Source organism: Weissella paramesenteroides, from assembly GCF_051903945.1.
Classification (GTDB): Bacteria; Bacillota; Bacilli; order Lactobacillales; family Lactobacillaceae; genus Weissella; species Weissella paramesenteroides_A.
This window is the reverse complement of the sequence record NZ_CP192268.1, coordinates 2054648-2062834: the sequence shown is the minus strand read 5'-3', so window position 1 is coordinate 2062834 and position 8187 is coordinate 2054648. Positions and strand designations below refer to the sequence as shown.

The window sequence follows — 8187 nt, the reverse complement described above, 5'->3', positions numbered from 1 at the left end:
TTGGTAACCTCCTTAAGAATTTTTATCTTTTTTGTGGGTTATCCACAGGACGTTTGCTGAACTTACTATTATAAGTAGCACAATTCGACAAATTACATTTTATCAGCATGTGGATAAGTTTTCCACAAGGAATATAGTTGATGTATCAATGGTTTAGGCTAGTTTAGGTAACAATTTGGTAGATTCACAGGCTGTGGAAATCTTAATATGAGTTATTAACTGGATGTGAAACAAATTTTAGGCTAAATTCTGGAAAATGTGGATAACTCGGGGGAAAAGTGAGAAATATACAAGCAGTTGTTAACAACCAAAGCCTGATATAATAGTTCTGCAAATAGTTATACACATATCCACAGGGTATTTTAACATTGGTTTTCCCGATATGTGGAACATGTGGAAAAACTGTGGATTATGGGGAAAACTCACCTAACGCTCTGTTACATTGACTAATTTTATTAACATAACGCTCCGTTAGGTTTTGGAAAACTTTTCGAAAAAAGATAATTATTAAAATATAAAGTTTTTTTTAAGGCAGATGGATATTGCACATTTTTTGATATTTAAAAGAGTTTAAGAATTTCTAAAACTCTTAATATTCTTGATTTGATGCATTGGTAATGGTACAATTGAATACGAATTGTGGTTTGGCCTCGCCAACCGCAGGCCAAATCTAACTACGAATGGGAGGTGTATTCATATGAAGCGTACATACCAACCTAAGAAGCGTCACCGTGAACGCGTACATGGTTTCCGCAAGCGCATGAGCACTAGTAACGGTCGCAAGGTGCTAGCACGTCGCCGCCAAAAGGGCCGCAAGGTATTGTCAGCCTAATTAGGTCCGGCCTTCTATTAGGATTACTGATAATGATCGCGCATGAGTCGGCTATTTTGGCTGACTCATGCGTTTTCTTTTGTCGTGAAAAAGTTTGGAGCAAAAACAAATGCGTAAGAGTTACCGTGTAAAAAAAGAAGCTGATTTTCAATTAGTTTTTGAACAGCATCACTCGGTCGCAAATAAAATGTTTATTGTTTACACAATGGCGCGTGAACAACCAACCCACTTCCGCTTAGGAATTTCTATTTCTAAGAAGGTGGGTTTGCGTGGTCATGAGCGTGTGTGGGTAAAGCGGCGTATTCGACAAAGTGTTTTGGAATTTAAGCCAAAAATGCGTTCGGATCTTGATATTTTAGTTATTGCGCGCCCATCAGCACATGATCAAGACATGGCGATCATCAAAAAGAATTTAGAACACGTTTTCAAGTTAGCAAATATTTTTGTTGATGAGGAAACGAAATAAAAAACTACTATATAATGGAGAGAACGAATGCAGACTCTTAAAAAAATGTTTACAATGCGTTCGGCAATTACAGCGCTTGTTGCATTATTGATCATGATCATTGCAGCTGTCATGTATGATGGGCACGTAGCAGGAAATGGTTTCTGGCGTGGTATTATTATTGCTAACTTCTCACGTTCAATTTTGGGTGTATCAGCCTGGTTTGGTGATAACTATGGTTTTGGTATCATTGTTTTCACGCTATTGATTCGTCTATTGATTTTACCTCTGATGGTTTATCAAACAGGATCAATGCGTAAAATGCAAGAAATTGGACCAGCGTTAAAGAAGTTACAAGAAAAGTACTCAAGCCGTGATCCTGAAACAATGCAGGCAATGCAAGCAGAACAGAAGCAATTGTATAAGGATGCAGGTGTTAACCCCTTTGCTAGCTTTATTCCGCTAATTGTTCAAATGCCAATCTTGATTGCTTTGTATACAGCTATTCGTACAACAAAGCTACTAGAAACAGGTACTTTCTTCTGGGTACAACTTGGAGATCGTGATCCTTACTTTATTTTGCCAATCTTGGCAGCATTGTTTACGTTTGCTTCATCATATTTGGTTATGATGGGACAACCAGAAAAGAATGGTATGACAACATCAATGACGTATATCATGCCAATCATGATTTTCATCTTTGCCATTTCTGTTCCGTCTGCCCTATCACTTTACTGGGTGATTTCAAATGCGTTCCAGGTTGCACAAACTTGGACGATTCAAAATCCATTTGAAATTCGACGTGAACGTGAAGCAAAGAAAGAAGCTGAACGTGCTAAACAACGAGCAATGCGTAAAGCAGTGCGCCGTCATAAGCGTTAATAATAGATATTAAAGAGGAGATTGGGACAGAAAAAATGTTCCAATCTTTTTTGCTAAAAATGTATTAATTATAAGCGTGAAAGCTTTCTAGCATAAACATGTTTCAAACCAACTTGTGTCACGCTCCCTCTTAAACGCGTTCCAAAAGTCTGAAGCCTCAATGTAACGTAATTTACGCAATCCCTGTCCTTCGCTTTGCTACGGCCAAAAATTACGCAAATCACGTTACACACCGGCTTCAAACCAACTTGTGTCACGCTCTGCCTTTCACTTAATCTATTTTTAATTTAGAACTCTTATAGTGTCAGTTATGGTAAAATTAAGCATTGATAATATTATGTATAAGGAGCGTACCCATGAAAACATTTCGTGAAATAATGTCTTGGGTTATTCCAATTTTGGTAGGATTACTTATCGCTTTTGGGGTAAGGTCTGTTTGGTTTACCATGGTTCGTGTCGATGGTGCATCAATGGAGCCAAATCTAACCAATAACGAACGAGTCTTTGTTTTTAGGACAGATAAACTAAAAACAGAGACGATTCATCGTGGTAGCGTTATCGTATTTGATGCCCACGGTGAAGATCCAACAGCAACTGAAAGTAAGGATTACGTAAAGCGTGTCATCGGATTACCTGGTGATACGGTTAGTGCGGTCAATGGTGTTCTTAAAGTTAATGGCAAAGTGGTTGATCAGAAGTATATTTCGGAATCTGAGCAATCAGCAACCAATACGGTTAACCAAGTTGGTAATTGGACATCACTTAAGCAATTGGGTGATCGTCAAGGTTGGACTCGTCAAAAGACAGTTAAAGTACCAGCTGGTAAGTACTTTGTGTTAGGTGATCATCGAACGGTTTCTAATGATTCTCGTTATTGGGGATTCGTAGATAATGATAAAGTCCTTGGGGTTGTTAAGGTACCGTTCTGGGGCAATGCCACTAAGAAGCAAAATATTAATACAGCTTGGAAGTCATATTTTGAATAAGTAAAATTGAGATTAGATAAATAACCCTCACGATATGGATACATGTCGTGAGGGTTATTTTGTGAAAACAGCATTTATTTCATGCTTATTTTTAGAAATATCATGATGGATTTTAATGAGATAACAGTCCTTTTTTGATCGACTTTTATTACGGCTAATTCTTTTTAACTCTGAATTGAATGAATATTTATCCGTGTTGAAATAATAGACAGTTTGTTGCAAAGATAGTCTTTTAACTACTGATGATAATTTTCTGCAATAGGGATTTGTTGAACAACCAATAAAAATGTAGTAATCATGGGATACTTGCCCTTTCAAGACCGTCTTTAATTGCGTATAGTTAACGTGATATGTTTGCATCAAGTTTATTCGATATTCATTTTGTTGTATCGTTGTTATTTTACATTCTGCTTGTTGCCGATTGTAATTAATAAAAATTATTATGCTGAATATTAACATGAATAGAAAATTTAAAGGTATTTTGAGTGTTTCCTTGGTTTTTATTAGATATGTTAATAACGCTAAATTAACTATCTCCCAAGCTATGTTGATGCCAGGGCCATACAAATTAATAGATAATGTCCATATGTATTCAGCCATAGAGATTAAAAATAAAAGAAGTAACCAAAGTTGTTTTTTGTAAAATATCTTGGGGATGCTTTGCATATAAAGTACCTCTATACATGTTAATTTTTTAAATCTTAACATGTATACGAAAACAACTGGACGTCAATTAATAATCGTGCAGTTTTAAACAGTGTATACTAGGAAATGAATGGAGGTACTGTTATGCAATTAGGATTAAAGGCTAGCACTAATAAAGACCAAATTGATGATCGACTACAATATCATCCTGATGTCTTTGAATTTCATTTAACGGATCAAGACTTTACAACTGATGGTTGGGAGCACTTCCTAAAAATGGTGTCATATGTCAGTGATCAAGTACCTCACATCGTTTTTCATCATCCCATGAAATGGCATGATCAACGTTGCGAGCTGTATACGAATCCAAAGGTCAATCCGGAATTGTATGAATTTGTTATCCAAAGTGCGGCGCGTTTGATAAAGTTGGCGGCGCAAACGAATAGTTATGCGTTGGTTCATGGCGCCTATAAGTCAGCCATTAGCGATATTACAGCACAGTGGCCAACGATTGCAGCAGCGCAGGATGCGGTTTTTAATGAGATGGATCGATTAAGAGAAATTGCTCCCGAACATGTTGTTTTTGAGAATGGTATCTCACCAGTTTACGGATATGGGGATCCTGAACTTGAGAATCGAATCATTCAAGCCAATCTCCCCTTAGCTTTTGATATCAGCCATGCGTTCATTGCAGTTCATGCTGACAATGATGCGCTAATAGCGAGTTTGCGCCACCTTAAGCCACAAGTGAAACACTATCATTTGGTTGATTCTATGGGACAAGACCATGATAGTTTGCCATTGGGTAAAGGATTGGTTGATTGGCAGCGAGTGGTAAATGAATTAAATCCGACAGCAAGTCGTATCTATGAAATTAATTTAGCGGATCAACTACATTGTCAAGAAATGATGGCAAGTCATCACTACTTAAAGCAGATTGTTGCTGAGAAAAATAATCAAACCCTAGTTTAATACAAAAAAAGAAGTTGAGACAAAAAATTTGTTCCAACTTTTTTTTGCTAAAAATGTATTAATTATCAGCATGAAAGTTTGATAGCATAAACGTGTTCCAAAAGTCTGAAACCTTACTGTAACAACAATTAGGTGGTTTTGGCTCTGCGCTTTGCTACGAACCAAAACCACCTAATTATCGTTACAATCGGTTTCAAACCAACTTTTTTCACACTCCCTCTTAAACGCGTTCCAAAAGTCTGAAGCCTTAATGTAACGCAATTTACGCCATTCCTGTCCTTCGCTTTGCTACGGCCAAAAATGACGTAAAACACGTTACACACCGGCTTCAAAACAACTTTTGTTTCGTTCTTCTTTTTCACTTATTGATTCTGAGCAGCGATTGTTTTAGCGATTAGACTGACATATTGTGAAGAGCCGGTTGGATTTGGGTGAACTTGATCGTCACTTAACCAATCTGAATGCTTTTGAACAAGTGATGCCCAGTCGACAATATGTAGGTTAGAATATTTTTTTGCTTGATTGGCCAAAAGCGTATTATTTGGTGTTATCCAATCACGATCAGCAAAACCGTTGATCCAATAAACTTGCCGACCATTACCAGCAATATTCATAATTTGGTTCAAATCATTGGGATTGATTTGCCCATTTGTACCAATAGAGATGACAATATTTTGTGATAAGATATTTTGATCTTTATAAGACTGCAAATATCTGGAACAGCATAAGCTTGCCGACCAACCTGAGCGTTTGAAACAGTTTTAGGCATTAAATTTTGCAAACTTGGTGCAATATCAAGCATGACAGAGTCACCAACGGCGGTGACTGGTTGATTATGAATTGCAGAAAACTGATTCGTATCAAGTTGATATTTTGTCATTAAATCATGATCTTGTTGTGACAAGGCTAACTGATTGGATTGACTTGAAGATTGTGCATTTGGTGACTGGCTAGCCGTTTTTTGCTTTGTCTGTTTAACCGTGGCAACGGCTTTTTTGTTAGCTTGATCAATACGGCTTTTATTATTATTCAAGCGTTTTTCAAGATTGTTTGTTGGTTTTGCGTGTTCGGTTGCATTAGCTGATATCGCATAATCCGTGCCAACCATTAACATCATAACGACAACCATTGTGAGCTGAACCGAACGAATTTCGAAGAATCTTTGTCGTGGATGAATTGCTGCTATTGGTTTTTTAATTTTTTGGAAAATATTTTCAACGTAACGATAACTTAGTTCTGCCAATATCAGAACAATCGTTAACTTTAGAACGTTTGAATCTAAGGTTGTATGGTTAGGTACAATGCGATCAAAAAAGATAAACACCGGTAACTGATATAAGTAAATACTATATGACCGAGCACCAAGATAATTTAAAAAAGAGTTGTCTAATGCATGACTTAGAAATGAAACGGGATGCGCTGTAATGGCAACTAGCATCGTTATTGCAATTGTTGCAGCAAACATTAATCCTTTGTAGGTTATCGCCCATTGCCCATTTAGTCGGAATAAAATGAGCAATGTTAGTGCAAATGAGAATATACCCCAGATGTTTAAATGCCATTTAGCAGGTTTTGGTAAGTTATATCGCATTCGATTTGATGGCCAAAAAAACGCCAGTGCTGAACCAAGCAGGATTGCGAATACCCGCGTGTCAGAACCATAATATGCACGATTGATATTGATTGGATCATACATAACACCAAGTAGGATAGCAGAAATACCTGCCAAACTAATTAAAGCCACGCCTAGCTGTCTGCGTCGAATAGGTTGTTTTAACAGAATCATAACGATGATGGGCCAAATGAAATAGAATTGACCTTCTAATGATAATGACCACAAATGCGTAAACGGGGATGCCCCGCCCCATGAATCAAAGTAGGATTCACCATGTTTAGTTGCCCAGATATTGTAAACATATAGCATATTACTGGCTAGAATGGCACGTAAATTATACAGTAAATCCCGAGCAAACAAGGCGATATAAGTTGACGTTGCTAATAGCATCATTAATAAAGCTGGATATAGTCGTTTTATACGACGTAAATAAAAACTGAATAATTTTATATGACCATCACGGTCGTATTCTTGCACTAATTGGTCAGTAATCAGATAACCAGATAAGACAAAGAAAAGCGGCACACCCATCCAGCCACCTGGTAAATATGTTGGCCATAAGTGAAATATTATGACACTAATGACAGCGATTGCTCTCAGTCCATCAAATCCGGTAATATAACGCGACCTATTTGTTTCATTCCACCTCATGTGTGCTCACTCTCTAAGTATATGTATGATCGAAAATGTTTAATTACTTTATAAAAGTATATGGTATGCATTCTAACGTAGCTTTTGGGGCACAACAATAAAAAATAATAGAAGAAAATTCTATAAAATGATGAAGACTAATAATTTGATGTTGTTATGATTTATTTTAAATATAAAATGTTGTGTTTTTTGACGCCAAATAAAATTACAAAGATAATCCGATTTTCCTTGAAAAAGATTGTTTCTAACTCTATACTGAGTTATGAAAGCGTTTTCAAAAAAGGAGCTGGAAAAATGGTTAGCAAAAAAACTAGTTTGCTCGTGGGTGGAATAACAGTAGTTGCTGCTGGTCTGTTGGTAGCAGGTTATGGTCAGAAAGTTAGTAGTAACGCGACGGATAAATCAACATTAGAGGTTGCCACTTCTGGTACACTTTATCCAACGTCATATCATGATTCAAAGACCAAAAAGTTGACTGGGTATGATATTGAAATTGTGCGTGCCGTGGCTAAGAAAATGGGACGCAAAGTAGAATTTAAGCAATTAAATGTTGATGGTCAATTAACCGCGGTTAAAACAGGTAAAGTTGATATGGCAGCCAATGATATTGGTATTTCACCACAGCGTAAGAAGGAATTTACGCTATCTACACCATATAAGCATTCCTTCAATAGTATTGTTGTTCGTAAGAGTGACAACTCAGGAATTAATTCTTGGCATGATATCAAAGGTAAAAAAGCCGCTGGTGAAGCAGGTACGAGTTATCAACGTTTAGCTAAGCAACTTGGTGCCGAGACGATCAACTACAATAATGTTTCGAATGATGTCTATCTACGCGATGTTAAAAATGGTCGGACTGATTTTATTATGAATGATTATTATTTACAAAAACTAGCATTAAAAGCCGTTCCTAATAATGGTCTAAAGATTAAGAAGGATATGTATTTTAAGACTAAAGATGATGGTGCTGGCGTTGGTATTTTGATGAAAAAGGATAATAAAAAGTTGGCCAAGCAAGTAAATAAAGCTTTAGCCTCGCTCAAAAAAGATGGTACATTGAAAAAATTGTCTGAGAAATTCTATGGTGCAGATGTGACTAAGAAACCAAACGTTCATATTTCAAAGACTTTTACGATTAAGGAATAAGGAATGTGATTGT

General features: G+C 36.7%; 8 protein-coding genes. 6 read left to right on the top strand and 2 right to left on the bottom strand.

Annotated elements, in window-relative coordinates; translation table 11 throughout:
- The first annotated feature begins 697 nt into the window (after positions 1–697).
- The 5 genes from rpmH (at position 698) to ACQ4QH_RS10200 (ending at position 4762) form a co-directional block, all read left to right on the top strand.
- The gene (rpmH, locus tag ACQ4QH_RS10220; RefSeq protein ID WP_002828338.1) at positions 698–832 is read left to right on the top strand and encodes a 50S ribosomal protein L34; all 135 of its coding nucleotides are present in this window, start codon (positions 698–700) and stop codon (positions 830–832) included.
- Between the two features lie 109 nt (positions 833–941).
- Positions 942–1298: a ribonuclease P protein component gene (gene rnpA / locus ACQ4QH_RS10215; protein ID WP_439818794.1), complete on the top strand. Its 357-nt coding sequence runs from the start codon at positions 942–944 to the stop codon at positions 1296–1298.
- 27 nt (positions 1299–1325) lie between these two features.
- The gene (locus ACQ4QH_RS10210; protein ID WP_330155487.1) at positions 1326–2159 is read left to right on the top strand and encodes a YidC/Oxa1 family membrane protein insertase; all 834 of its coding nucleotides are present in this window, start codon (positions 1326–1328) and stop codon (positions 2157–2159) included.
- A gap of 356 nt (positions 2160–2515) precedes the next feature.
- A complete protein-coding gene (gene lepB, locus ACQ4QH_RS10205; protein ID WP_131474042.1) occupies positions 2516–3145 on the top strand; it encodes a signal peptidase I in 630 nt (209 codons plus the stop codon).
- A 789-nt stretch (positions 3146–3934) separates the two neighbouring features.
- Complete coding sequence (locus ACQ4QH_RS10200) at positions 3935–4762, top strand: sugar phosphate isomerase/epimerase family protein (RefSeq protein ID WP_439818793.1); 828 nt, start codon at positions 3935–3937, stop codon at positions 4760–4762.
- A gap of 362 nt (positions 4763–5124) precedes the next feature.
- Here ACQ4QH_RS10200 and ACQ4QH_RS10195 read toward each other — a convergent pair whose 3' ends face one another.
- A complete protein-coding gene (locus ACQ4QH_RS10195; RefSeq protein WP_439818792.1) occupies positions 5125–5376 on the bottom strand; it encodes a hypothetical protein in 252 nt (83 codons plus the stop codon).
- Between the two features lie 8 nt (positions 5377–5384).
- The gene (locus tag ACQ4QH_RS10190) at positions 5385–7028 is read right to left on the bottom strand and encodes an acyltransferase family protein (protein ID WP_439818791.1); all 1644 of its coding nucleotides are present in this window, start codon (positions 7026–7028) and stop codon (positions 5385–5387) included.
- A 294-nt stretch (positions 7029–7322) separates the two neighbouring features.
- On the opposite strand from ACQ4QH_RS10190, the gene ACQ4QH_RS10185 reads away from it, so the two are divergent.
- Positions 7323–8174: a transporter substrate-binding domain-containing protein gene (locus ACQ4QH_RS10185; RefSeq protein WP_439818790.1), complete on the top strand. Its 852-nt coding sequence runs from the start codon at positions 7323–7325 to the stop codon at positions 8172–8174.
- Positions 8175–8187: the final 13 nt, after the last annotated feature.